The following is a 22,589-nucleotide window of genomic DNA, read 5'->3' as shown; positions in this document are numbered from 1 at the left end:
CATCGCATGGCTGGGCGCATCCGACAAGAGGACATCGCGGTCGTCCGGGAGAGAGCCCCGATCGACGGTGTGATCGGGGATTACCTCCAGCTGATCAGCGCGGGCGGCGGGAACCTCAAGGGGCTGTGCCCGTTCCACGACGAGAAGACGCCCTCCTTCAACGTGACCCCCTCGCGGGGGCTGTACTACTGCCACGGATGCGGCGTCGGCGGCGACGTCATCAAGTTCGTGCAGGAGATGGACCACCTCAGCTTCGCCGAGGCCGTCGAGCGGCTGGCCGCCAAGCACGGCGTGCAGCTCCGGCACGAAGAGGGCGGGTACGTCCAGAAGAAGGACGGCGGGCAGCGTGCCCGGCTCCTGGCCGCGCACAAGGAGGCCGCCGAGTTCTACGAGCGCCAGCTCACCTCGCCCGAGGCCGCCGTGGGTCGGCGCTTCCTCATGGACCGCGGCTTCCAGGCCGCCGACGCCGCCCACTTCGGCGTCGGCTACGCCCCCAACGAGTGGGAGGCCCTCGTCCGGCACCTGCGCACGCGCGGGTTCACCGACAAGGAGATGATCGAGGGCGGCCTCGCCGTCCAGGGCCAGCGCGGCCCGCGCGACAGGTTCCGCGGCCGCCTGGTCTGGCCGATCCGCGAGATCTCCGGCGACGTCATCGGCTTCGGCGCGCGCAAGCTGCTGGAGTCCGACAACGGCCCGAAGTACCTGAACACCCCAGAGACCCCGATCTACCACAAGAGCTCCGTCCTCTACGGCCTCGACCTCGCCAAGAACGCCATCGGCAAGGCCAACAAGGCAGTGATCGTCGAGGGCTACACCGACGTCATGGCCTGCCACCTCGCGGGCGAGACCACCGCCATCGCCACCTGCGGCACCGCCTTCGGCGAGGAGCACATCCGGGTGCTGCGCCGCGTCCTGCTCGACCGCGACGAGGGTCGCGGCGAGATCATCTTCACCTTCGACGGCGACTCAGCCGGGCAGAAGGCCGCGCTGCGCGCCTTCCGCAATGACGACAAGTTCTCCTCGCAGACCTTCGTCGCCGTCCAGCCCGACGGCCTCGACCCGTGCGACCTGCGCGTCAAGGAGGGCGACGCGGCGGTGCGCGACCTCGTCGCCGCGCGCGTCGCCCTGTACGAGTTCGCGATCCGCGACGCCATCGCCTCCTACGACCTCGACAACCCCGACGGCCAGATGAAGGCCCTCGACGCCGTCGCCCCGATCGTCGGCGGGATCCGCGACGCCGGGCGGCGCAAGGTCTGGGCGGGCCGCGTCGACCGCTGGATCGGCCTCATGGACGAGCGCCTCGTGCTCGGCAGGGTCGCTCAGCACCTCAAGGGCACCGCGCCCAAACCGCGCGAGAAGCCGCAGGCCGATCCGAACGACCCGACCGTCGAGCTGGAGCGCGAGCTGCTGAAGATGGCGCTCCAGCGCCCCGCCACCCTCGGCCCCGCCTACGACACGCTGCCTTCGGAGGCCTTCACGGTGCCCGAGCACAGAACCGTCCACGAGACGGTCCTCGCCGCGGGCGGCATCGGCACGGCGGCCGGCCTCATGGAGTGGGCCGCGCGGCTGCGCGAGCTCGCGCCCGGCGAGGAGGTGCGCTCGCTCGTGACGCGGCTCAGCGTGGAGCCCCCGAAGACCGATCCGAAGTTCGACTCGGTTTCGGACGACACCTATTCCCGGGCGCTCCTGGCCCGATTCATGGAACTCCAGCTCACCCGTGAGATCGCCGGGCTCAAAGCCAAACTGGGGAGGCTGAATCCGGTCTCCGAGGCGGAAGAGTACAACCGGCTCTTCGGGGACCTCGTGGCCCTTGAGCAGCGCCGACGCGCGATGCGCTGAACCCGCGGGACCGGGCCGCCCGCCACGTCGGGAAATTGGGGCCTGCGTTTTCGGTGTGTTCTAGCGCACACTGTGAACGTGGGCCCTTTGACATTGCCCAGCGAGGCGCCGTCGGCCGAGCAGGTCGCCGACCTCGTCGCACGTGGCAGAGAGCGTGGAGGCGTCACCGTCGATGACGTCGCCGCCGCACTCGATCGCTCCGAACTGCCGGCCGACGCGCTGGAAGGCGTCGTCCGTTTGCTCGCAGAGCAGGGGGTAGAGGTCCTGGAGTCCGAGGAGGACCCCAAGGAGCTCACGCGAGCGGAAGAGGGAGACCTCAGCAGAAGGGCGCCTACGAGCGACCTGGTACGGATCTATCTGCGCGAGATCGGCCGTGTCCCGCTGCTTACGGCAGAACAGGAAGTAGAACTCGCCAAATCCATCGAGGCGGGTCTGTTCGCGGAGGAGAAGACGGTCCGCACGGCCGTGCTTCTCCTTCCGGAAAGGCTCGATCTGGAAACGCTCGCACGCGACGGAGTGCGGGCCAAACAGCGGCTCATCGAGGCCAACCTGCGTCTGGTGGTGTCCATCGCCAAACGCTATGTCGGCCGCGGGATGCTGTTCCTCGATCTGATCCAGGAAGGGAATCTGGGCCTCATCCGTGCGGTCGAGAAGTTCGACTACACGAAGGGCTACAAGTTCTCGACGTACGCCACCTGGTGGATCCGCCAGGCCATCACCCGCGCCATCGCCGACCAGGCGCGGACGATCCGGATCCCCGTGCACATGGTGGAGACGATCAACAAGCTGATCCGCGTCCAGCGGCAGCTGCACCAGGACCTCGGGCGCGAGCCGCTGCCCGAGGAGATCGGCGCCGAGATGGGCCTGTCGCCCGAACGGGTGGTGGAGATCCAGCGGATCGCCCAGGAGCCCGTCTCGCTGCAGTCCCCGATCGGTGAGGAGGACTCCGACCTCGGCGACTTCATCGAGGACGCGGACGCCGTCGTCCCCATCGAGGCCGCCGCGTTCATCCTCCTCCAGGACCAGCTGGAGGACATCCTCGCCACCCTCTCCGACCGCGAGCAGCGCATCATCCAGTTGCGCTTCGGCCTCGCTGACGGGCACCCCCGGACGCTTGAGGAGGTCGGCCGGGAGTTCGGGGTGACGCGGGAGCGCATCCGCCAGATCGAGTCCAAGACCCTCGCGAAGCTCCGCCACCCGTCACGAGCCCAAGTCCTCCGCGAGTACCTCGAATAGCGACATTCCTCTCACCCAGCCGTCGACCCCCACCCCGACGAGGTCGACAAAACGGACTGTTCGGGCGAATTCCCCGGCACGGCCCCCCGCGCCGGGGATTCGTCGTCTAGGTTGAGTGCATGCTGATCGTGACGACCGACACCGTCCCCGGGTACGAGATCCGCTACGTGCGAGGCGCTGTGAGCGGCGCGGGGGTGGCGCACGGCGGCCTGTCGCAGGCGCGCCGGGAGGCGATCGACAAGCTCAAGCAGGACACCGAGCGGTACGGGTGCAACGCCGTGGTCGGGATGCGCTTCGCCAACTGCCCGCTCGGCGACGGGTCCTTCGAGGTGTACGCCTACGGCACCGCGGTGCTGGTCGAGCAGGTCAAGACCGAGACCCAGACGAACGACAGGATCGCCGTGCCCCCGCCGGTGCCCGCCCCGTCGAGCGGCGGCATGCCGATGGTCGGCCGCAACCTCACCGTCCAGGTGCCCGGCGGCCGGCTCTAGGCGTCAGCCCGCCATCTCCGCGCGGATCAGCGCCACCTCGTCGCGCGCCCGCTCCTCGACCGAGCGCAGTTCGCTCAGGTAGGCCCAGTAGTCCGGGTGCGCGCCCTGGAGCAGGTCCGGCGCGCGGTCCAGCCGCACCACCAGGCCGTCCAGCGCCCTCGCGTGCGCCGGAGCCGGGCCGCCCGGCATGGCGACGGCGAGGCGCTGGGCGTCGCGCACGGTGAACCTCGCCCGCTCCAGCGGCCCGGCGGGGTCGGCCTCGACCCCGCGCAGGTCCGTGATCCGCTCCTCGACCCGCGCCGCCCTGCGCTCGGCGTCCTTCAGCTCGGTGCGCGCCGCCGCCAGCGCGCGCGGCGCGGCCCGCCAATCGCTCGCGGAAGCGGCCCGCTCGGTCTCGGCGATCCGCTCGCCGGCCCGCTCCAGCGCCTGGCCGATCGCCTCCGGCGCGCCCCGCAGGTCCTGCCAGCAGGCCAGCGCGTAGCCGCGGCGCAGCTCGCTCATCGCCTCCTCCACCCGCGCGCGCCTGCCCTCGGCCATCTGCACGCGGGTCCGGACACTCGCCAGGCCGTGGCGGGTCCGCGAGGCGGCCTCGGCGAGATCGCGGGCCTCCTCGGCGATCTGCCCGGCGTCGTCGCGCACCTCGGCGGCCCTCGCCATCGCCCCGCGCACGCCGAGTCCGCCGAGGCCCTCGGTGGTCAGCTCCGCGAGCCGCCCGCGCGCGGCGGCGAGCTCCGCCCCGACCTCCGCGGTGTCCATGCCGGCCGCCGCGGCCGCGTCGACCGCTTCGCGGGCCTCCTGGAGCGCCTCGCGGGCCGCGCGGAGCAGCGGCGCGAGCTGGTCCAGGGACGCCTCGGCCCGGGTGAGGAGCGGCGCCAGGTCGGCCGCCAGGCGGTTCAGCGTCTCGGCTGCCCGGTTCAGCGCGGGCATGGTCGCGTGCAGGGTGCGCCCGGCGTCCTCGTACTCGATCATCGAGCGGTCCTCGTCGTCGAGGTCACACCCGTCGAAAGCGGCGATGTAGGCGGCGGAGGCCTGGTCGGCGGCGGTGTTCGCGGCGGCGAAGCGCGGACGCAAGGGGTCGGCCGCGGAGGCGTCCAGGCCACTCAGCGCGCTCATCCGGCCCGCGACGAACTTCTGCGCCTGATCCAGATCGAAGAAGGCCTGGACGGCGTCCTGCCGCGCCTGGAGCGCGGTCTCGCGCGCCGCCACCGCCCTGGGGTCGCGCCGTCCCCGGCGGCGCTGCTCACGTGCCACGGCAGCTCCTCAAGTCGCCTCCCCGACAGATTGTCCCAGCATCCAGACAACCATTTCCGCATCCGGCCGCAAACCACGTCGGACGGGGAAGCGGGGATAAGGGCCGGGCGAGGAGGGAACCGATAAGCTCGGTTAGACGTCTGTCAGGTGGAACCAGTTCGTATCCAATGCGAGAACACTCTCGATCAACCGCAACCTGGAGGCAAAGATGCCGGTCAGCCTGAGCAAGGGCGGCAACGTTTCACTGAGCAAGGAGGCCCCCGGCCTCTCCGCGGTGATCGTCGGTCTGGGCTGGGACATCCGCACCACCACCGGCACCGACTTCGACCTCGACGCCTCCGCGATCGTCGTCGACGCGGGCGGCAAGGTCCTCTCCGACGGCCACTTCGTGTTCTTCAACAACCTGAAGACCCCCGAGGGCGCCGTGGAGCACACGGGCGACAACCTCACCGGCGAGGGCGAAGGCGACGACGAGCAGGTCAAGGTCAACCTCGGCACGCTGCCCCCGAACGCCGAGCGCATCGTCTTCCCCGTGTCGATCTACGACGGCGCGAACCGCGGCCAGAACTTCGGCCAGGTGCGCAACGCCTTCATCCGCGTGGTCAACGCCGCGGGCGGCACCGAGATCGCCCGCTACGACCTCTCCGAGGACGCCTCCACCGAGACCGCGATGATCTTCGGCGAGCTGTACCGGCACGGCGCGGAGTGGAAGTTCCGCGCGGTCGGCCAGGGCTACGCCTCCGGTCTCCAGGGCATCGCCCAGGACTTCGGCGTCAACGTCTGACGCGGACCCACCCCCCGGACCAGGCCTGAAGGAGGTCAAGATGGGCGTCAGCCTCTCCAAGGGTGGAAACGTCTCTCTCAGCAAGGCGGCCCCCGACCTCCGCGAGGTGACGGTCGGCCTCGGCTGGGACGTGCGGGCCACCACCGGCACGGACTTCGACCTCGACGCCTCGGCGTTGCTCGTCGGGTCCAACGGCAAGGTACTCTCCGACCAGCACTTCGTCTTCTACAACAACCTCTCCAGCCCCGACGGCACCGTCGAGCACACCGGCGACAACCTGACGGGTGAAGGGGACGGCGACGACGAATCGGTCAACGTGAACCTCGCGTCCGTCGACCCCAGGGTCGAGCGGATCGTCTTCCCGGTCTCGATCCACGACGCGGCCAACCGCGGCCAGGCCTTCGGCCAGGTGCGCAACGCCTTCATCCGGGTGGTCAACCGGGCGGACGGCGTGGAGATCGCGCGCTACGACCTCAGCGAGGACGCCTCGACGGAGACCGCGATGGTCTTCGGCGAGCTCTACCGCTACAACTCGGAATGGAAGTTCCGGGCCATCGGACAGGGCTACGCCTCAGGCCTGCACGGGATCGCACAGGACTTCGGCGTCAACGTCGGCTAGCAGCCGACCGACGCCGCTCAACAGGCCCGGTGACGGGCAAGGAACAGCACATCATGATTTTTCGTACGTTCGGGTGGTCGTTCGCGATCACGGCGGTAGGCCTGATCGCGGGCTTCTGGTACGGCGGGGCTTCGGCCCTCGCCGTGGTGGCGATCCTGGCGGTGTTGGAGATCTCGCTCTCCTTCGACAACGCCGTGGTCAACGCCAAGGTGCTGCAGCGGATGAGCCCGTTCTGGCAGAAGATCTTCCTCACGATCGGCATCGCGATCGCGGTGTTCGGCATGCGGCTGGTCTTCCCCATCGTGGTCGTCGCGCTGACGGCGGGCATGAGCCCGTGGGCGACGCTGGACATGGCGTTCAACGATCCTGACCGGTACCACGCCGAGATGGAGTTCGCCTACCCGATGATCGCCGCGTTCGGCGGCATGTTCCTCATGATGCTGTTCCTGAACTGGATCTTCGAGGACCGGGACATCCACTGGCTGTCGTGGCTGGAGAAGCCGCTGCTGCGCATCGGCAAGCTGGAGCAGCTGCCGGTCGTCATCGCCGGCACCACCCTGGCCTGCGTGGCCACCTGGGTCGCCGACGACGCGCACCGCACCAACGTGCTCATCGCGGGCCTGCTGGGCATCGTGGTCTACATCCTGGTCAACGGACTCGGCGAGCTGTTCAACAACCCGGAGCTGACCGAGGAGGAGACGCCCAAGGGCCCCAACGGGCTCGTGCTGGCCACCGGCAAGGCGGGCTTCTTCCTGTTCCTCTACCTGGAGGTCCTGGACGCTTCGTTCTCGTTCGACGGCGTGATCGGGGCGTTCGCGATCAGCACCGACCCGATCATCATCGCGATCGGCCTGGGCGTCGGCGCGATGTACATCCGGTCGATGACCGTCTTCCTGGTCCGCCAGGGCACGCTGAGCGAGTTCAAGTTCTTGGAGCACGGCGCGCACTGGGCGATCGGCGCGCTCGCGGTCTGCATGATGATCTCCATCGGCCACCACCTGTCGGAGTGGATCACCGGCGGCATCGGCGCGGGCCTGATCCTGCTGGCCCTGGTCAGCTCGATCATCCTGCGCAAGCGCGACGGCATCGCGGCGGCGAAGGCCGAAGAGCTGGAGTCGAGCAGGCTCTGACGCACCCGCGCGAAGCCCCGGCCCGCCGTCCCGCGGCGGCCGGGGCTTCGGCGTTCCCGGGCTCCGGGGGAAACGTCTGTGACCAAGGTTGCATCTCTTCCGGGTGCTCCGACGGAACCTCCAGTACCGTGCCCGGCGTTGGAGTTCGCGTGAGAGAAGGTAGCTGAGCGTGCGTCACTTCGACCAGATCGACGCCGGACGCCGCACGGAACTGTTCCATCGGCAGCCAGGGGACTTCGACCGGGACTCCGATCCCGGTCTGCTCGCGATGGCGCTGGGCGCCACGCTCTACAGCCCGGCGACCCGGCCGCGGCTCGCCACCGACATCGCCAAGTGCGCGGGGCTCGGTGTGCGCAGCATGGTGCTGTGCCTGGAGGACTCGATCTCCGACGGTGAGGTCCCCGCCGCGGAGGACAACCTCGTCGCCCAACTCAAGGCGGTCGACCCGGCCACCGCGCCGCTCCTCTTCGTCCGAATCCGCACCGCCGGGCAGATCACCGACCTCATCCGCCGCCTGGGCGACTCCGCGAGGCTGCTCAGCGGGTTCGTCCTGCCGAAGTTCGAGGCCGTCGGCGGCAAACCGTTCCTGGACGCCCTCGCCGAGGCCTCCGCCGCCTCCGGCGTCCCGCTGCTGGCCATGCCGGTGATCGAGACCCGCGACGCGCTCTACCGCGAGACCCGGACCGACGTGCTCACCGACATCGCCCGGCTGCTCGACGGGCGCCGGGAGCAGGTCCTGGCCGTGCGACTCGGCGGCACCGACCTGTGCGCCGCGTACGGCCTGCGCAGGCCCCGCGAGCTGACGATCTACGACCTCCACCTCGTCGCCAGCCTCATCGCCGACGTCGTCAACGTCTTCGGCCGGGCCGACGGCACCGGGTTCACGGTGACCGGGCCCGTCTGGGAGTACTTCTCGGCGGGGGAGCGGCTGTTCAAGCCGCAGCTGCGCGAGGCGCCCTTCGCCGAGCACTCCGCGGAGACGCTGCGCAAGAGGCTGATCACCGAAGGCGTCGACGGCTTCATCCGCGAGGTCATCCTGGACAGGGCCAACGGGCTCACCGGCAAGACCGTGATCCACCCCAGCCACGTCGCCGCCGTGCACGCGCTCTCCGTGGTCTCCCACGAGGAGTACAGCGACGCCGTCGACATCCTCGGCGTCCCCGCCGGAGGCGCGATGGCCTCCAGCTACGCGAACAAGATGAACGAGGCCAAACCCCACCGGGCCTGGGCGGAGCGGACCCTGCTGCGGGCCGAGGTCTTCGGCGTCGCGGCCGAGCACGTCGGCTTCGTCGACCTCTTCGAGGCGGCGGTGAGCCGGTGAGCGCGCCCGTCTGGTCAGGCTCCTGGGTCGCCTCGCGGCTCGGCCTCGGCCTCGTCGACCACGCCTCGCCCGTGCGGCTCACCCTCGCCGAACTCGTCGGGCTCGCCGTGCGGCGCAACCCGAGGCGCGCCCACCTGCTCGTCTCGACCGTGCTGGGCAAGCACGTGCCTACTGATCCGCGGCTCGTCTACGGGTCCGCGCTGCTGCTGGGGCGCCTCGCGGGACACGCCCTCGGCGGGGAGTCTTCGGCGGAGCACGATGAGGTCGCCCTCCAGGCGGGCGCTCTCCTGCGCGAGGGGCTCGCCGGAGACGGCTCGGCCGCGGCGTCCCTGAGAGACCTCCTCGCCTCCCGGGCCGTGCCCCGCGACGCCGTCGTGCTCGGCTACGCCGAGACGGCCACGGCCCTCGGCCACGGCGTCGCCGACGCGCTCGCGAACGCCCCCTACCTGCACTCGACCCGCCGTCCCGTGCCCGGCGTGACCCCGTACGGCGGCTTCGAGGAGGAGCACAGCCACGCCACGAGCCACCTCCTGCTCCCGGACCCGCCGGGACTGTTCGACACCGACGCGCCCCTCGTCCTCGTGGACGACGAACTCTCCACGGGCCGCACCGTCCGCAACACCCTGCGCGCGCTTCACGCGGTGCGCCCCCGCACGCGTTACGTCGTCGCGTCTTTGATCGACCTGCGCGACGCCGCCGACATCGCCGCCACCGAGGCGCTCGCCGCCGAACTCGGCGCGTCCGTCGAAGTCGTCGCGCTCGCGCGCGGCGCGGTCCTCCTGCCGCCCGGACTCCTGGAGGCGGGCACTGACCTCGTCGCCACGCTGGACGTGAACCACTCCCGCCCCGCGCTCCCGGCAGCGGCCATCGCACCGGCAAAGCCCCGGCGGACCCCTCCGGCGGCTCCCGACGGGCCCCGTCCTGAGGCCTTCATCGCGACCGCTCCCGGCGAGGGCCGGGGCTCGGACGCCGACGGGGTCGTGCGGGCTTCGGTCAGGTGGCCCGGCGGGGTGCCGTCCGGGGGGCGGCACGGGTTCGGGCCGGGGCATCGGGAGGCGCTGGAGAAGGGGCTGCCGGCGATGGCCGCGGACGTGGCCGGCGCGGTGCCGGCCGGGGCGCGGCGGATCCTCGTCCTCGGGTTCGAGGAGTTGATGTACGCGCCGCTGCGGCTGGCCGAGGCGCTCGCCGACCTTCTGCCCGACACCGCGGTCCGCTACTCCACGACCACCCGCTCGCCCGTCCTGGCCGTCGACCACCCCGGCTACGCCATCCGCGGCAGGATCGTCTTCCCCGCCCATGACGCGCCCGCCGACGGCCCGGGGGAGCGGTACGCCTACAACGTCGCCCAGGGCTTCGACGCCGTCGTCGTCGTCGTGGACGAGGAAGGGGACACCCCCGTGCTGCACGAAGGACTGCTCGCCGAACTCGCCGGCCTGACCGGCCGTGTCGTTCTCGCGGCGGTGCCGTCGTGAGCGCGGCGCCGCTGTACGGGCCGGGCTTCGGCAGCTACCCGGCCGAGGACGTCGCCTGGCTGCTCACCGACCTCTCCGACGTCGAACTCGAAGCGCCGACCGAGGAACGCGAAGAGGCCATCCAGTCGGGCGCCGCCCACTACGCCGAGTCTTTGCCGATCGAGTTCCAGCCGTCGCCGGAGTACCAGCGGCTCTTCCACACCGCGCTGGACGCCTCGGCGGAGCGGCTGGCGCAGGCCGTCGCCGTCATCACCGAGCGGATCCTCGCGGCGCGCGGGCCGGAGGCCGTCCTGGTGTCCCTCGCCCGCGCGGGCACGCCCATCGGCGCGCTGTGCAGGCGCTGGGCGGCCTACGCGCACGGGCTCGACCTCCCGCACTACGCGGTGAGCATCGTGCGCGGACGCGGCATCGACACCGTCGCCATGGACCACATCGCCGCCCGCCACGACCCGCGGTCCGTCATGTTCGTCGACGGGTGGACCGGCAAGGGCGCGATCACCCGGGAGCTCGCGGCTGCCCTCGAAGGCCGCGACTTCTCTCCCGAGCTCGCCGTGCTCGCCGACCCCGGCCGCTGCGTATCGGTGTACGGCACCCGCGAGGACTACCTGATCCCCTCCGCGTGCCTGAACTCGACGGTCTCGGGGCTCGTCAGCCGGACGGTGCTCAACCGCGACCTCATCGGGCCGGGCGACTTCCACGGAGCGAAGTTCTACAAGGACCTCGCCCCGTCCGACGTCTCGAACCTCTTCCTGGACACCGTCGCGCGCCACTTCCCGTCCGCCGACCCTGGGGACGCGCCGCCGCAGGAGGAGCCGGACTGGTCGGGCTGGGCGGCGGTCGAGCGCATCAGCGACGCCCACGGCATCGGCGACGTCAACCTGGTGAAGCCAGGGGTGGGGGAGACGACCCGGGTGCTGCTGCGGCGGGTGCCCTGGAAGGTGCTCGCCCGGCGCGGGGCCGACGCCGACCTCGCGCACATCCGGGTCCTGGCCGCAGAACGCGGCGTGCCCGTCGAAGAGGTCGACACCGACTTGCCTTACGCCTGTGTCGGACTGATCAAGCCCCGGGAGCCCCGGCCGTGACCGTCGCCGCCTGCACCGACCTCGACCGCACCCTCATCTACTCGGCGAACGCGCTCGCCCTCGCCGAGGACGACGTGCCGCCCCGGCTGCTGTGCGTCGAGCTCTACCAGGCCCGCCCCCTGTCCTACCTCACCGAGGAGGCCGCCGCCGACCTCGAACTGCTCGCCCGGCGCGCCGTCCTCGTGCCGACCACGACGCGCACACCCGAGCAGTACCTGCGGGTGTCCCTGCCGGGGCCGCCCGCGCGCTACGCGATCTGCGCCAACGGAGGCCGCCTTCTCGTCGACGGGGAGGAGGACGCCTCCTGGACGGCGGGCGTGCGCAAACGCGTCGCCGACTGCGCGCCCGTCCTCGACGTCTTCGACCGGGTGACCGCGGCGAGCGGGGAGTTCACCAAGAGCGTCCGGGTGGCCGCCGACCTGTTCGTCTACACCGTCGTGGACCGCGCCGCCCTCCCGTCCGGCTGGCTCGCCGAACTGACGGCCTGGTGCGCGGAGCGCTCCTGGACCGTCTCCCTGCAGGGCCGCAAGGTCTACTTCCTGCCCGTCCCGCTCACCAAGGCCGCCGCGGCCCGCGAGGTCGCCGCCCGCTGCGGCGCCACCCACCTGCTGGCGGCCGGCGACTCGCTCCTGGACGCCGAACTCCTCGCCGTCGCCGACGCGGCCATCCGGCCCGCCCACGGCGAACTGCACGACACGGCGCACACCGGCTCCGCCGTCACCCGCGCCGCGGGAGTCCGGGCCGGCGCCGAGATCACCTCATGGCTCCTCGCCCGCGCCCTCGACCCCTCCTTCATCCCGAAGACGGGGCCCTGGCGCTCCTGAGCGAGGCCGCCGCACCGGCGATCGCGGCGCGGAGGGGGACGGGGGCGGCGGTGCCCCTGGCGCTCCTGAGCGAAGCCGCCGCACCGGCGATCGCGGCGCTGTGGAGGACACGGGCGGCGGTGGCCCTGGCGCCTCTGGGAAGCCTCCGCCCGCCTCGGTCGTGAGCGGGGATCGCTTCGGTCAGAAGCGGAGCCCTGCTAAGCCGCCGAGTGCGCCTACCGACCCGCGCAGGCGCCGGGCGGTAGGCGCCGACGTCACAGCCCGATCTCGCGGCGTACGGCGAGGAGGAGCTGTTCGGCCTTGTTCTTGACGCCCGGGTCGGAGGAGTCGAGGTCGTCGTCGTAGACGACGGACCACAGGAGGCCGTCGGGGGCCGGGGATGGCTTGCCTTGCGTGGGCTTGCGGCCGACGACCCGGACGCCGCCGTCGTCGCCGAACGCGAAGTAGCGGGTGACCACGACCGTGGAGGTGACCCGCTCCTGGACGAGGTCGGGCACCGAGCCGGGTTCGGTGAGCCGGATGTGATGCTCGCCGTCGTCGCCCCACACGTGCAGCCACTCGCCGTTCCACGAGGCGCGCAGCACCCGCTCCCAGGGGACCCTCTGGAAGCCGCCCTCGCCATCGGGCACGAACAACGCATACCGGGTCACCGCGACATGGGATCCTCCGCGCGTGCCCGCCACCGCGAGCACCCGCTCCCCCCGCGCAAGTCCGAGCTTCCCCCGCACCGCCCGCTCCAGCCGCACCATCCCCATAACCTACCCCAGCCGATCTCCCCGCCCGCGGTTTATCCACAGGCCCGCTTCCGGACGATTGCGGGCGGCCCGGACCGGCCTTCGGCTCTCGCCCAGGCCACGCGCGCCCGCAGCACGGCTGAGCGATCCGCCCCGTACCCGAGCCTGCCGGGCCGGGTTCGGCCGCACGGCTACGCTGGGCCGGTCTTCGTCGTCGGGAGGAACGGGCGGGTGGTCGTCGTGCGGGGGCCCTACGTCGCCGTCATCGGGCCGGGAGAGGCGACGCCGGAGCAGGTGAGCGCCGCCCGCGAGGTAGGCGGGCTGCTCGCCGCGCGCGGCGCGACCGTCGTCTCCGGCGGGCTGGGCGGGGTCATGGCGGCCTCGTGCCGAGGGGCGGTCGAGAACGGGGGGAGCACCCTCGGCCTCCTACCGGGCCGGGACCGGACCGAGGGCAACGCCTACCTGACCGTGTCCGTGCCCACCGGCATGGGCGAGCTGCGCAACGGCCTGGTCGTGGCGGCCGCCGACGGGATCATCGCGATCGGAGGCGGCTGGGGCACCCTCAGCGAGATCGCCCTGGCGATGCGCACGGGAAAACCCTTGATCGCCATGGGAAGCCCGCAGCTCATCGCCCAAGGCGACCCGCACACCTTCCCGACCGCCCGCACCCCCTCCGAAGCCGTCACCGAAATCCTGCACCGCATATCAGCACTCCGAACAAAGCGCCCGACCACCTGAACTCGGCCCACCCTGCGGAAATGCATCAGGGCCGGTTCTCATGAAGAGAACCGGCCCTGAGCTGGGAAGGTGGGCCAGTCGGCCCAGCTCCCGCGATTGGACTCGAACCAATAACCTGCCGGTTAACAGCCGGCTGCTCTGCCAATTGAGCTACGCGGGAATGCGGTGCGGGGAGTGGGGTTCCCCCTGCGTGCTCGTCTAGATTAGCGCATCTTCCGGGGTGGTCGCGCATCGGTGGAGAGAAGGCGGGTAGGGGTTGGGGAACAGGTGTCCAGAGCGGTGGGGAGCAGGGATGAAGCGGGCGATCTTCGCGGGCGGGATGGCCGTGGGGTACGTGCTGGGGGCGCGGGCCGGACGGGAGCGGTACGAGCAGATCAAGAAGGCGGCGCAGGAGGTGTGGGGGAACCCGAAGGTGCAGACGGCCGCCGCCTCGGTGAAGGAGCAGGCCGCGGAGGTGGGCGCCAAAGGGGCGCACCGGGCCGGGGAACTCGCCAAGGAGGGCTGGGCCAAGACGGGCGAGGCGGCGACCTCGGCGCGGCAGAAGGTGAACGACCGCCTGCACCGCGAGGACCACGAAGAGATGATGCGTACCTGACAGGGGCTTTTCAGAACGCGAGCACGGGTTCACGCTGGGGTGATGAGCCCGCGACTGACCGGTGACGAGACCGTCCTCTGGCAGGCGGCCGCCAGGGTGCTGGACGCCAACTGGACGGGGTCGGCCACCGTGCCCTCCCCGGGCCTCTACCCGCACCAGTGGAGCTGGGATTCGGCGTTCGTCTGCCTGGGCCTGGCCCGCCACCGCTACGAGCGGGCCGAGCGGGAGCTGGCGAGCGTGCTGCGCGCCCAGTGGGCCAACGGGATGGTGCCGCACATCGTCTTCAACGGGAAGGTCGCCCGGCACGCCTACTTTCCGGGGCCGGAGCTGTGGCGCAGCGCGGGGGTCGCGGACGCGCCGAAGGGCGTGGAGACCTCCGGGATCACCCCGCCGCCCATCCAGGCGCTCGCCGCGCTGCGCCTGCACGCCGTCTCACCCGACCCGGAGCGCAGCCGCGCCTTCCTGCGCGCGATCTTCCCCCGGCTCGCCGCGCAGCAGCGCTATCTGGCGACCTCCCGCGATCTCGGCGGGGCGGGGCTGGTGTCGATCTGCCATCCGTGGGAGTCGGGCATGGACAACAGCCCGGCTTGGGACCGGCCCTTGGCGGCTGTACGCCTGCCGCCCATGCGCTACGCCCCGGGCGCGCGCCCTCTGGCGGCGCCTACAGGCGTCGACTACGACCGCTACGTGTGGCTCGTCACGGCGTTCCGCGACGCGGGCTATGCCAGCGGCCACCTGCGCGACGACCATCCGTTCGCCGTCGAGGATCCGCTGGTCAACGGCATGTACCTGGCTTCCCTGCACGCGCTGGCGGAGCTGGCGGACGTCGTCGGGACGGATCCGCTGCCCTACCGGGAGGCGGCCGAGCGGGTGCGCGGGGCGCTGCTGGAGCGGCTGTGGGACGCCGAGCAGAGGTGCTTTCGCGCGTTCGACGTGCGGACGGGCAAGTCGGTCCCCGCCGTGACCGTCGCGGCGTTCGGGCCGCTGCTGGATCCTGGGCTCCCGGCGCACGCGGTCCGCGGTCTCGCCGATCTGCTGCTCTCCTCCCGGTTCGCCGGTTCCGCCGGGTATCCGGTGCCGACCTGCGACATCCAGGCCGCGGCGTTCGACCGCGGGGCGTTCTGGCGGGGGTCGTCCTGGATCGCGACGAACTGGATCGTCTGGGCAGGGGTGCGCGCGCACGGGCTCGGCGCGGTCGCCGACCTCGTCCACGGTTCGACGCTGCGGCTGGTGCGCCAGTCGGGGTTCCGCGAGTTCTTCGACCCGTTCGACGGCACCGGCCGCGGCGGCCACGACTTCAGCTGGTCGGCCGCGCTCGTCATGGACCTCCTCGCCACCCGCAGGGAAGGCCGCTGAGGGGTTCTGGCGGCGGGCGGCCCGCCCGCGCCCGATAACGTGGCCCGCATGTCCGCATCGGTCTTCGTGAGCCTCACCACGGATTTCGGGGCCGCCTACACCGGCGTCATGGCCGGGGTCGTCGCCCGGATCGCGCCCGCCGCGCGGGTCCAGGTGCTGAGCGACGAGGTGACGCCCTACGCGGTGGCCGAGGGGGCGATGCTGCTCGCGCAGGCGCTGCCCTACCTTCCGGTCGGCGTGCACGTCGCCGTGGTCGACCCGGGGGTCGGGACGGCGCGGCTGCCCGTCGGGGTCAGGACCGGGCGGGGCGACCTGCTCGTCGGCCCCGACAACGGGCTCCTCGCGCCCGCCGCCGAGGCGCTGGGCGGGGTGGCGGAGGCGAGGGTGCTGGCCGAGCCGCGGCTGCGCCTCGCGGAGACCTCCAGCACCTTCCACGGGCGCGACGTGTTCGCGCCCGCCGCGGGCCACCTGGCGAACGGCGTGCCCCTCGCGGACTTCGGGCCGGCCGCCTCCCTCGTCCCCCTGGAGCTGCCCGTGCCCGAGGTCTCCTCGGGCGTCCTGTCGGCGACGGCGTTGTACGCCGACTCCTTCGGCAGCCTCGTGCTGGGCGCGCGCCCGTCGGACCTGGCGGACGCCTTCGGCCCGCTGCCCTACGGATCGGTCCTCGACCTGGACGGGACGCCCGTCCCTTGGTCCGAGACCTACGGCGACGTCCCGGTGGGCGCCCCTCTGCTGTTCAAGGACTCCTCCGGCCTTCTGGCCCTCGCCGTCAACCAGGGGTCGGCAGCCAAGGAGTTCTCCCGCAAGGCGGGCTCCCGCCTGACGTTCAGGGCAGCAGCTCCCTGATGGCCTCCTCGATGCCTTCGGCGAAGACCGCCGTGTCGGGCTGGCCGTCGAAGTCGGCGCAGACGCCGAAGTGGAGGCTGCCGGCGTAGCTGAAGATCGCCGTCGCGATCTGGATGCCGCCCGTCAGGGGCACGTACGGGTACATGGCCCGGACGCGGCTGCCGAGGATGTACAGCGGGAACTGCGGGCCGGGGACGTTGGTGGTGACGGTCTGCACGATCGGGTTGAACAGCCGGATCGGCGTGCGCGCGCCGAGGGCGAGGAGCGCGGGCGCGACGGCGGCGTCGGTCAGCTGGGTGAGGCGGGCGCCGCTCAGCTCCTGGCGGGTGGACTTCAGGTCGTCCATCTGCGCGCGCAGGTAGGCCATCCGCGAGACCGGGTCGGGATCGCCGGCGGGCAGGTTCACGAAGACCGAGGAGATCCGGTTGGTCGGCACGCCCCGCTCGGACTCGGCGCGCACCGACACCGGGACGGCGGAGCGGACGACGAGGTCAGGGGCGAGCGCGCCGCGGCCGGCGAGCTGGGCCCGGAAACCGCCCGTGACCGCCGCGAGGACGACGTCGTTGACCGTGCCCCCGTGGGCCTTGCGGATCGCCTTGACGTCGTCCAGGGAGGCGTCCGCCCAGCACCAGCGCCGGTGCGGGCCGATCGGGCCGTTGAGCACGCTCGCCGACGCCCGCGTGAACCGGTAGAGCTGCCGGGCGAGGCCGCCCGCGTAGTCGACGATCCGGGGCGCCCGGCTCAGCGTGCCGAGTAGGTCTCCGGGGAGGTTCCGGAGCGTCCTCAGCGGCTGGAGGGCGTTGTCGGCGAACGCGTTGGCGAGGAGCGCGAGGTCGGACGGCGAAGGGCGGGGCCGCCAGGCCTGCTCGGGGACGGGTAGGGGCTCGTCCGGCGAAAGGGAGAACAGGGAGGTGATGAGGTCCATCCCGGCGACCCCGTCGACCATGCAGTGGTGGACCTTGCCGATGACGGCCCAGCCGTCCCCTTCGAGGCCCTCGACGAGGTACAGCTCCCACAGCGGCTTCTTGGGGTCGAGGCGCTGGGCGACGATCTGCCCTGCGAGGCTGCGCAGCTGCTCGGGGCTGCCCGGCCCGGGGACCGCGGTGTGCCTGACGTGGTACAGGATCTGGAAGTGCGGGTCGTCGACCCAGACGGGCCGCCCCGCGTGCAGCGGGACGGCCCGGACGCGCTGCCGGTAGCGCGCCATGCCGGGGAGCTTCGCCGCGATGAGCCGTACCAGGTCGCCGTAGGACGGCGCGGGGCCTTCCATGACGATGACCGCCGCGACGTGCAGCGGGGTGTTCTCGTCCTCGATCAGGTAGAAACTGGCGTCAAGTCCGCTCATCCGCTCCATGGCTTCGACGTAACCATTGTCGGACCTTCCTGACAAAGCGTTGACTTCCGGTGTCGGTGGTTACGGCCGTCCGGAAGTCGTGGGCGCCTCGTCCAGGGCCTTGCCGGGCGACACGGCCGGCTCCGGGGCGGACCGCCCGGGAACCGCGAGGGCGATCAGCGCGCCCGCGAGGCAGAGCACCGCGGTGATGAGGAAGATCTCGCCGTACTCGGTGTGCAGCGCGCGCTGGACGCCGTCGGTGTAGACCGCCAGCTCCTCCTTGAAATTCGGGTTGTCGAACGGGAGCGGCACCGCGAGCCCCGCGACGAGCTCGGAGAACCTGTGGAACCCGTACGCCGAGACGGCGGCGATGCCGAGCAGCATGCCCATCATCCGGGACACCACGACGGCCGAGGACGCGACGCCGTGCTGCCCCGAAGGCACGAGCCGGAGCACGGCCGACGACACGGGCGCGATGACGAGCCCCAGACCGAGCCCCGTGACGGCGAGGTCCACGTCCATGCGAGGCAGCGGCCCGTAGGCGGCGGCCGTGGGGTCGAGCGGCCAGCCGGAGATGAGGAGATAGCCGCACCCGGCGACCACCATGCCGACGACCAGGGGGATCCGCTCGCCGACGCGCCTGGCCACGAAGCCTCCGGCGACCGCCGCGACGGCGAGGGCGACGAGGAAGCGCGAGAGCAGGAACGCGCCCTCGGTGGTGGTCCGCCCCAGCAGCGTCGTGGCGACGAGCTGGATGTCCACGAGCGTCACCATCAGGGCCGCGCCTGACAGGAGGCTGACGCCGAGGACCGCGAAGACGGGCCCCTTCCGGGCGCCGGTGAGGTCGAGCAGCTTGTGCGGCGTGCGGAACTCCCAGACGCCGAACAGGACGAGCGCGACGGCTCCGCCCGCCACCATCGGCAGGCCGTAGGAGGGCAGCGCGCTGGTCCCGGGCTCGGAGTTGTACGTCCCCACGACGAGGAGTCCTAGGCCGACCGCCAGCAGGAGCCCGCCTACGACGTCCACCTTGCCGGTCCGCTCCGGGCGCCCGGGCGGGACGGTGAAGTGCAGCGCCGCCATGGCCGCCAAGGCGAGCGGGATGTTGATCCAGAAGAGCCCGCGCCAGCCTATGAGCGCCGCGAGGCCCGCCCCGTACAGCGGGCCCAGGACGCTGCCGAGCTCCTGGAGCGCCCCGACGACGCCCAGGACGACGGGCCTGCGCCGCTCGTCCCACAGATCGCCCGCCAGGGCCATCGTGATGGGCAGGAGCGCGCCTCCCGCGACGCCCTGGAGGACCCGTCCGGCGATGAGCGGCCCGATGCCGTCCGCGGCCGCGGTGAGGGCCGAGCCCGCCGCGAACGCGAGGAGGCAGGCGTGCAGGACGGTCCGGCGGCCGAGCCGGTCCGACAGCTGGCCGAGCAGCGGCATGGCCGCGACGTAGCCGAGCAGGAAGCCGGTGACGACGGGGATGAGGCGCTCGGGCCGGTTGGCGGGGATGCCCAGGTCGCCGCCCATGTCCACGAGCACCGTGACGATCACGTAGGCGTCGAGCGAAGCGAGCAGGACGACGGCCCCGCCGGTGCCGAGCGCCAGTCGGCGGCCGGCCATCTACTTCGGCGCCTTGATCTCGGGGTTCGCGTCGTAGTCGCTGAGCTGGAGCGTCGCCGACCCGCCGGTGAGCTCCATCCGGACCTTGGTGAGCCGCTTGGTGGACTCGTCGATCCACACCGAGCCCTTGAGGTCGGAGGTCACCTTGACGCCGATCGCGGTGACGGCCGCGGCCGGAAGGGTGGCGTCGACCTTGTAGGCCCCGTCTTCGAGGCCCGTCACCTTGGCGTCCTTGGCCTGGCGGAGGAGGACGGGGATGCCCCGCTGCGGGTCGAGGATCGCGGCGGGGTCGAGGAAGCTGGTGATGGCCGACTTGTCGGTCTTCGCGTAGCTGCCGGACAGGTTGTAGTACAGGTCCTCGCCGAGGAGGACGAACTTCACCTCCAGCGTCATGCCCAGCTGGACCGCCGTCACCGAGCCCTGCGCGTCGCCGCTGCGGAGCAGGTCGCCCGACATCGCCTTGACCGGGATGTCCGGCGTGCCCTCGGTCGTCAGGGAGAACGCGACGCTGGAGACCTCGGTCATCGCCTGCGCCGACTGCTCCAGCAGTTCCTGGGCGGGCGGCAGGTCCGAGGCGCCGGACTTGTCTTCGGCGCTGCATCCGGCCAGGAGGGTGACGGCGAAGAACGCCGCGATGAGGGTGCGAAGTCTGGACATGGCGGTGAGCCTAGTCAGTGAAGGCTGATCGGGAACAGGGCCGTCAAGGCTCCGCCGGGTGGGTGCGGTGGCGCATGCCCTCGGGCAGCCGGATCGCGGCGTCGAACAGCTCGATGCCGACCAGCTCCCCGGAGTGGGCGAAGTCGAGGATGGCCGCGAGCTCCCCGTCGCGGCCGTCGAGTTCCAGCTGGTCGACGGCGTCGCCGTCGTGGTCGAAGACGCCGGACAGGCCGATGTAGGCGCTGTTGGAGGACGGTTCGTGGATGACCCGGATCCGGTGGAACGGCGACGGGAAGCCCAGGTCGGGCCTGCCCCACAGCCGGAGCCGGTGGCTCATCTCCGAGCCCGTCAGCACCCCCCAGATGACGCCCTGGACGAGCTGGAGCGCCTGGACGGCGTCCTCTCCGGCGATCTGGTACTGCCCGTCCCAGTCGCCGAGCCCCTCGATCGCGTAGGGGCAGGTCCATTCCCCTTCGCCCTCGGGATCGAGGTAAGGCTGGCCGATGGACACGACGACGTCGCCGACCCCTTGCCCGTCGACATCGTGGAGCTGCAGCACCCGCCTGGCGATCACGTTCACACCGACCACCTACCGCAATCCCCGTCCCCGCAACCCCCACATCCCGCCGCCACCCCCGTCAGCCCCCCGGTCAGACGCCCGGAGAGGCCCTTGGCCCAGGGGAGGGGGAGAAGGTGGGGCGGGTGGGGCTCGAACCCACGACCGGCGGATTATGAGTCCGCTGCTCTGACCGGCTGAGCTACCGCCCCCCAGTGACGTCTCTACCTGCGCCTTTCCCGGGATTCGCCGTGATCATCGCGGCGAGTGGCGGGCGCGGGCAGGGATTCGGGCTCCGCGGGGAGCCTTTATCCGCACCAAGAGTGTAGAGCGGGCGGTGGCCGTCCGGTCCACCCCATTGGCGGAATCGGTTCCGGACAGGGGGCGGAGCGGCGGGATCGGAGCGCCCGGGTGCTCGGCGGGACCCGTGGTGGGGCATGCTCGAAAGAGAGACGGACGAATCGGGAGGGGCACAGTGAGCGAAGAGTTGCGGGCGAGGGTGCGGGGGCTCATGGGCAGGGCCCGCGACGATCTCGCGGAGCTCGTGGCGTTCCGGTCCGTCTACGACCCGAGCCAGTACCCCGAGCAGGAGTGCCAGGGCGCCGCTCAGTGGGTGCTCGACGCGTGCAGGGCCGAGGGCCTGACCGACGCGGGGCTCCATGAGATGCCCGACGGGTCGCTGGCCGTCGTGGCCCGCAAGGCGGCCCCCGCAGGCAAGCCGACGGTTCTGCTCTACTGCCACTACGACGTGCAGCCGCCCGGAGACGAGACGGCATGGCTGACCGACCCGTGGCGGCTCACCGACCAGCCGGACGGCCGCTGGTACGGGCGCGGTGCCGCCGACTGCAAGGGCAACCTCGTCATGCACCTGACCGCTCTGCGCGCGCTGGGCGAGGAGCTGCCTGTGGGTGTCGTCCTGGTCGCCGAAGGGTCGGAGGAGCAGGGCGGCGCAGGGCTGGAGGAGTTCCTTCCGGCCCATCCCGACCTGACGCGGGCCGACATCGTCCTGGTCGCCGACTGCGGCAACGTCGAGGTCGGCGTGCCGACCTTCACGCAGACGCTCCGCGGGGCGGTGAACGTCACCGTCGCGGTGGAGACCCTGGAGGGGCCGATGCACTCGGGCTCCTACGGAGGGCCCGCCCCGGACGCCCTCGTCGCGCTCGTCAGGATCCTCGGCTCCCTGCACGACGACCTGGGGGACGTCACCGTGCGGGGGCTGCGCGCCGACCAGGTCTGGGAGGGCGTCGCCTACCCCGAGGACCGCTTCCGCGCCGATGCCGGGGTGCTCGACGGGGTCGGCCGCGCCGGCTCCGGGACGGTGGCCGACCACGTGTGGGCACGGCCCGCCCTGACGGTGCTCGGCATCGACTGCCCGCCCGTCGTGGGGTCGGCCGCCGCCGTGCAGGCGAAGGCGCGGGCGCGTCTGAACCTCCGGGTCCCGCCCGGCCTGGACGCGCATGAGGCTCTGCGGCTGCTCACCGCGCACATCGAGGCGGCGGCCCCCTGGCAGGTGAGGGTGACGGTCGAGCCGGAGTCCGTAGGGGAGGCGTTCAGCGCGCGCACGGGCGGCCCGGCGTACGACCGCATGAGCCAGGCCTTCAAGACGGCGTTCGGCATGGACCCGGTCAGCCAGGGCCAAGGCGGCTCGATCCCTCTGTGCACCGTCTTCCAGCGGACCTACCCCGAAGCCGAGATCATGCTCTTCGGGGTCGAGGAGCCCGCCTGCCTCATCCACGCCCCCAACGAGAGCGTGGACCCGTCGGAGATCGAGCACTTCGCCTACGCCGAGGCCCTGTTCCTCGGCTCCCTCTGACCGCCTGAGGGCCGCGCGGGCCGGGCCCGCGCGCCGGCCCGGGAAGACGAAATCCCCGCCTGCCCTGGACGGGACGGCGGGGACGGGTCGCGCGGGATCAGATCTGGGTGCGCCGGGGGTTGGCCGTGGTGGTCGGCCAGTTGGCGAGGGCGTCGGCCACCGTGTCGGCGGCGGTGTTCTCGGTGGCGTCCTCGGGCACGGAGGCGGGCTGATCGGTCACGGCGTTCCTCAACTCGGCTGGTTCGACGGACGGCTCGCCGGTCGGTGAGGAGACCGGCTCAGTCGTCATGGAAGACCGTCTTTC

22 protein-coding genes and 2 tRNA genes are annotated in these 22,589 nt (G+C 71.9%); 15 read left to right on the top strand and 9 right to left on the bottom strand.

Annotated elements, in window-relative coordinates:
• Nucleotides 1-6 precede the first annotated feature (6 nt).
• From dnaG to ACYVOM_RS35415, 3 genes are all read left to right on the top strand, one after another.
• Nucleotides 7-1,839 carry a DNA primase gene (gene dnaG / locus ACYVOM_RS35425; protein WP_460307957.1) on the top strand — a complete coding sequence of 611 codons (1,833 nt, stop codon included), beginning with the start codon at nucleotides 7-9 and terminating at the stop codon, nucleotides 1,837-1,839.
• A 78-nt stretch (nucleotides 1,840-1,917) separates the two neighbouring features.
• Entirely contained in the window at nucleotides 1,918-3,075 is a 1,158-nt protein-coding gene (rpoD, locus tag ACYVOM_RS35420; RefSeq protein WP_460307956.1) for an RNA polymerase sigma factor RpoD, read from the top strand.
• Between the two features lie 119 nt (nucleotides 3,076-3,194).
• The gene (locus ACYVOM_RS35415) at nucleotides 3,195-3,566 is read left to right on the top strand and encodes a YbjQ family protein (protein ID WP_460307955.1); all 372 of its coding nucleotides are present in this window, start codon (nucleotides 3,195-3,197) and stop codon (nucleotides 3,564-3,566) included.
• A gap of 3 nt (nucleotides 3,567-3,569) precedes the next feature.
• On the opposite strand, the gene ACYVOM_RS35410 is transcribed toward ACYVOM_RS35415, so the two are convergent.
• On the bottom strand, nucleotides 3,570-4,817 hold the full coding sequence (locus tag ACYVOM_RS35410; protein ID WP_460307954.1) for a molecular chaperone DnaJ: 1,248 nt from the start codon (nucleotides 4,815-4,817) through the stop codon (nucleotides 3,570-3,572).
• Between the two features lie 208 nt (nucleotides 4,818-5,025).
• Between ACYVOM_RS35410 and ACYVOM_RS35405 the strand changes: the two genes are divergently transcribed.
• From ACYVOM_RS35405 to ACYVOM_RS35375, 7 genes are all read left to right on the top strand, one after another.
• Nucleotides 5,026-5,601, top strand: a complete 576-nt coding sequence (locus ACYVOM_RS35405) for a TerD family protein (RefSeq protein WP_460307953.1) — start codon at nucleotides 5,026-5,028, stop codon at nucleotides 5,599-5,601.
• Between the two features lie 40 nt (nucleotides 5,602-5,641).
• Nucleotides 5,642-6,220 (top strand): TerD family protein, encoded by a 579-nt coding sequence (locus ACYVOM_RS35400; RefSeq protein WP_460307952.1) that lies wholly within the window; start codon nucleotides 5,642-5,644, stop codon nucleotides 6,218-6,220.
• A gap of 53 nt (nucleotides 6,221-6,273) precedes the next feature.
• Nucleotides 6,274-7,350 carry a DUF475 domain-containing protein gene (locus ACYVOM_RS35395; protein ID WP_460307951.1) on the top strand — a complete coding sequence of 359 codons (1,077 nt, stop codon included), beginning with the start codon at nucleotides 6,274-6,276 and terminating at the stop codon, nucleotides 7,348-7,350.
• Between the two features lie 169 nt (nucleotides 7,351-7,519).
• On the top strand, nucleotides 7,520-8,671 hold the full coding sequence (locus ACYVOM_RS35390; RefSeq protein WP_460307950.1) for an HpcH/HpaI aldolase/citrate lyase family protein: 1,152 nt from the start codon (nucleotides 7,520-7,522) through the stop codon (nucleotides 8,669-8,671).
• Nucleotides 8,668-10,143: a phosphoribosyltransferase family protein gene (locus ACYVOM_RS35385; protein WP_460307949.1), complete on the top strand. Its 1,476-nt coding sequence runs from the start codon at nucleotides 8,668-8,670 to the stop codon at nucleotides 10,141-10,143. Before ACYVOM_RS35390 ends, ACYVOM_RS35385 begins: the two co-directional genes overlap by 4 nt.
• Entirely contained in the window at nucleotides 10,140-11,225 is a 1,086-nt protein-coding gene (locus tag ACYVOM_RS35380; protein WP_460307948.1) for a cysteine protease StiP family protein, read from the top strand. The genes ACYVOM_RS35385 and ACYVOM_RS35380 overlap by 4 nt, the downstream gene beginning before the upstream one ends.
• Nucleotides 11,222-12,049 (top strand): HAD family hydrolase, encoded by an 828-nt coding sequence (locus ACYVOM_RS35375; protein WP_460307947.1) that lies wholly within the window; start codon nucleotides 11,222-11,224, stop codon nucleotides 12,047-12,049. Before ACYVOM_RS35380 ends, ACYVOM_RS35375 begins: the two co-directional genes overlap by 4 nt.
• Before the next feature lie 254 nt (nucleotides 12,050-12,303).
• Here the strand turns inward: ACYVOM_RS35375 and ACYVOM_RS35370 are convergent, their stop codons facing one another.
• On the bottom strand, nucleotides 12,304-12,798 hold the full coding sequence (locus ACYVOM_RS35370) for a hypothetical protein (RefSeq protein WP_460307946.1): 495 nt from the start codon (nucleotides 12,796-12,798) through the stop codon (nucleotides 12,304-12,306).
• 216 nt (nucleotides 12,799-13,014) lie between these two features.
• On the opposite strand from ACYVOM_RS35370, the gene ACYVOM_RS35365 reads away from it, so the two are divergent.
• Complete coding sequence (locus ACYVOM_RS35365; RefSeq protein ID WP_460307945.1) at nucleotides 13,015-13,521, top strand: TIGR00725 family protein; 507 nt, start codon at nucleotides 13,015-13,017, stop codon at nucleotides 13,519-13,521.
• 87 nt (nucleotides 13,522-13,608) lie between these two features.
• Here ACYVOM_RS35365 and ACYVOM_RS35360 read toward each other — a convergent pair.
• Nucleotides 13,609-13,681: transfer RNA gene (locus ACYVOM_RS35360), tRNA-Asn, on the bottom strand.
• Between the two features lie 132 nt (nucleotides 13,682-13,813).
• On the opposite strand from ACYVOM_RS35360, the gene ACYVOM_RS35355 reads away from it, so the two are divergent.
• The 3 genes from ACYVOM_RS35355 to ACYVOM_RS35345 are packed head-to-tail and all read left to right on the top strand — an operon-like array spanning nucleotide 13,814 to nucleotide 16,318.
• Nucleotides 13,814-14,116, top strand: a complete 303-nt coding sequence (locus ACYVOM_RS35355) for a YtxH domain-containing protein (protein ID WP_460307944.1) — start codon at nucleotides 13,814-13,816, stop codon at nucleotides 14,114-14,116.
• A gap of 42 nt (nucleotides 14,117-14,158) precedes the next feature.
• Entirely contained in the window at nucleotides 14,159-15,472 is a 1,314-nt protein-coding gene (locus ACYVOM_RS35350) for an MGH1-like glycoside hydrolase domain-containing protein (RefSeq protein ID WP_460307943.1), read from the top strand.
• A 48-nt stretch (nucleotides 15,473-15,520) separates the two neighbouring features.
• The gene (locus ACYVOM_RS35345) at nucleotides 15,521-16,318 is read left to right on the top strand and encodes an SAM hydrolase/SAM-dependent halogenase family protein (protein WP_460307942.1); all 798 of its coding nucleotides are present in this window, start codon (nucleotides 15,521-15,523) and stop codon (nucleotides 16,316-16,318) included.
• On the opposite strand, the gene ACYVOM_RS35340 is transcribed toward ACYVOM_RS35345, so the two are convergent.
• From ACYVOM_RS35340 to ACYVOM_RS35320, 5 genes are all read right to left on the bottom strand, one after another.
• A complete protein-coding gene (locus tag ACYVOM_RS35340) occupies nucleotides 16,299-17,663 on the bottom strand; it encodes a WS/DGAT/MGAT family O-acyltransferase (RefSeq protein WP_460307941.1) in 1,365 nt (454 codons plus the stop codon). The two genes, ACYVOM_RS35345 and ACYVOM_RS35340, sit on opposite strands and share 20 nt — an antisense overlap.
• A gap of 69 nt (nucleotides 17,664-17,732) precedes the next feature.
• On the bottom strand, nucleotides 17,733-19,259 hold the full coding sequence (locus tag ACYVOM_RS35335; protein WP_460307940.1) for an MFS transporter: 1,527 nt from the start codon (nucleotides 19,257-19,259) through the stop codon (nucleotides 17,733-17,735).
• A complete protein-coding gene (locus tag ACYVOM_RS35330; protein WP_460307939.1) occupies nucleotides 19,260-19,916 on the bottom strand; it encodes an LppX_LprAFG lipoprotein in 657 nt (218 codons plus the stop codon). It lies immediately after the preceding gene.
• 43 nt (nucleotides 19,917-19,959) lie between these two features.
• Nucleotides 19,960-20,496 (bottom strand): DUF6968 family protein, encoded by a 537-nt coding sequence (locus ACYVOM_RS35325; RefSeq protein WP_460307938.1) that lies wholly within the window; start codon nucleotides 20,494-20,496, stop codon nucleotides 19,960-19,962.
• 114 nt (nucleotides 20,497-20,610) lie between these two features.
• Nucleotides 20,611-20,684: transfer RNA gene (locus ACYVOM_RS35320), tRNA-Ile, on the bottom strand.
• 263 nt (nucleotides 20,685-20,947) lie between these two features.
• Between ACYVOM_RS35320 and ACYVOM_RS35315 the strand changes: the two genes are divergently transcribed.
• Entirely contained in the window at nucleotides 20,948-22,285 is a 1,338-nt protein-coding gene (locus ACYVOM_RS35315; protein WP_460307937.1) for a M20/M25/M40 family metallo-hydrolase, read from the top strand.
• Between the two features lie 97 nt (nucleotides 22,286-22,382).
• Here ACYVOM_RS35315 and ACYVOM_RS35310 read toward each other — a convergent pair whose 3' ends face one another.
• Nucleotides 22,383-22,574 (bottom strand): hypothetical protein, encoded by a 192-nt coding sequence (locus ACYVOM_RS35310; protein ID WP_460307936.1) that lies wholly within the window; start codon nucleotides 22,572-22,574, stop codon nucleotides 22,383-22,385.
• Between the last annotated feature and the right edge of the window lie 15 nt (nucleotides 22,575-22,589).

This window comes from Actinocorallia aurea (genome assembly GCF_054783995.1).
Note: the sequence above shows the minus strand (reverse complement) of the source record. Positions and strands in the feature narration are given on the sequence as shown.